At 72.1% G+C, this 1,661-nt stretch carries 3 protein-coding genes; all 3 read right to left on the reverse strand.

Going from position 1 to position 1,661, the window contains the following annotated elements; all coding sequences use genetic code 11:
* Positions 1–823: prephenate dehydrogenase (locus tag AC31A1_RS50740; protein ID WP_489659805.1), on the reverse strand; the 823-nt coding region annotated here is incomplete at its 3' end.
* Positions 820–1,188 carry a chorismate mutase gene (gene aroH, locus AC31A1_RS50745; protein ID WP_393760092.1) on the reverse strand — a complete coding sequence of 123 codons (369 nt, stop codon included), beginning with the start codon at positions 1,186–1,188 and terminating at the stop codon, positions 820–822. The genes aroH and AC31A1_RS50740, both read right to left, overlap by 4 nt.
* Before the next feature lie 92 nt (positions 1,189–1,280).
* Positions 1,281–1,661: YidB family protein (locus AC31A1_RS50750; RefSeq protein WP_489659806.1), on the reverse strand; the 381-nt coding region annotated here is incomplete at its 5' end.

The following is a 1,661-nucleotide window of genomic DNA, read 5'->3' on the forward strand; positions in this document are numbered from 1 at the left end:
GGAGGAGACGGTTCGGGCCTTGCGCGCCCTCCCGCCGCTTGCCGTCATCGGCGGACTGGAGCGCGCGCAAGGCCCGAACCGTCTCCTCCAGATCCCCGGCGACATCGGTGAGCAGATCGGCGACGGGCCCGGGGTTGGCGGACAGGATGTCGATCCACATCCGGGGATCGGACGCGGCGATCCGGGTCACGTCCCGAATCCCCTGCCCACACAGCCGTACGGCGGCCTCCTCGGCGTTCTCCAACCGCGCGGCGACCATGCTGGACACCAGATGAGGCATATGGGAGACCAACGCCACGGCCCGGTCATGGGCATCGGCATCCATGACAACCGGCACCGCACGGCAGTGCGACACCAGCTCCAGGGCGAGGTTCAACACCTCGGTGTCGGTGTCACGCGTGGGCGTCAACACCCACGGGCGCCCCTCGAAGAGGTCACCGGTCGCCGCCAGCGGACCCGACTTCTCGCGCCCGGACATGGGGTGCGAACCGATGTACCGGGACATCACCGACGGGTCGAGCCCCAGCGACTCCAGCTCCCGCCGCGGACCGCCCTTGACGCTGGCCACGTCGAGGTAGCCCCGGGCCGCACCCCGCCGCATCGCGTCGGCCAGCACCCCGGCCACCAGCGCGGGCGGCGCGGCGACGATCGCGAGGTCGACGGGCCCGTCCGGCGCCTCGTCGGTTCCGGCGCCGAGCGCGGCCGCCGTACGGGCCTGCTCGGGGTCGTGGTCGGCGAGGTGCACGACGACTCCGCGCGAGGCGAGCGCGAGCGCGGCGGACGTGCCGATGAGCCCGGTGCCGATGACGAGCGCGGTCCTCACTGCGCGATGTCCTTGCGCAGGGCGGCCGCCGCACCGAGGTACACGTGCGCGATGTCGGCACGGGGCCGGTCGGACTCGATGTGCGCGAGGACACGGACCACGCGGGGCATCGCGCCCTCGATGTCGAGTTCCTGCGCGCAGATCAGCGGCACGTCGGCGAAACCGCTGCCGAGCTTGCGCGCGGCGGCCGCCGGGAAGTCGCTGTGCAGATCGGGCGTGGCCGTGAACCAGACGCTGATCAGATCCTCGGCGGTGAGGCCGTTCCGCTCCAGGACGGCGGTGAGCAGCGCTCCGACCTGCTCGTCCATGTGCCCGGCGTCGTCCTTGTCCAGTTGGACGGCGCCCCGGACCGCTCGTACCGCCACGGCTTGGCTCCTCGCTGATGTACGGCTCTTGGTACATCCAGCCTAATCAGCCCGCCCGGTACGGGTGCGCGGCGCCCGCCCACCGAGACGGGTCACAGGGACTGCTGCCGGACCAGTTCCTCCAGCGAGGCGGCCTGCGGCACCTGGCCCTCCGGGGTGAGCTTGTCGACGGCCTGGGGCAGCGTCCGCGCGAGGTCGCTCGCGGCCTGCTCCGGGGTGACACCGGCCTGCTCGGCGACCTTCCGCAGGGTCTCGTCGGGCAACGCCTGCTGGATCTGGGCGCCGGTGACGGACTGGTTCTGCCCGGTGCCGACCCAGGAGTCCTTCTGCTCGGCGAGCCCGGACCTGGTGAGCATCTCCAGAAGCCCGCCCAGCGGATTGCTTCCGTTGCCACCACTGCCCCCGCCCTGACTGCTGCCCAAGGCCGAGAGCAGAGCGCCCAGGATGTTGCCGCTACCGGAACGTCCCTGGCC

The organism is Streptomyces sp. P5F9, assembly GCF_057961495.1.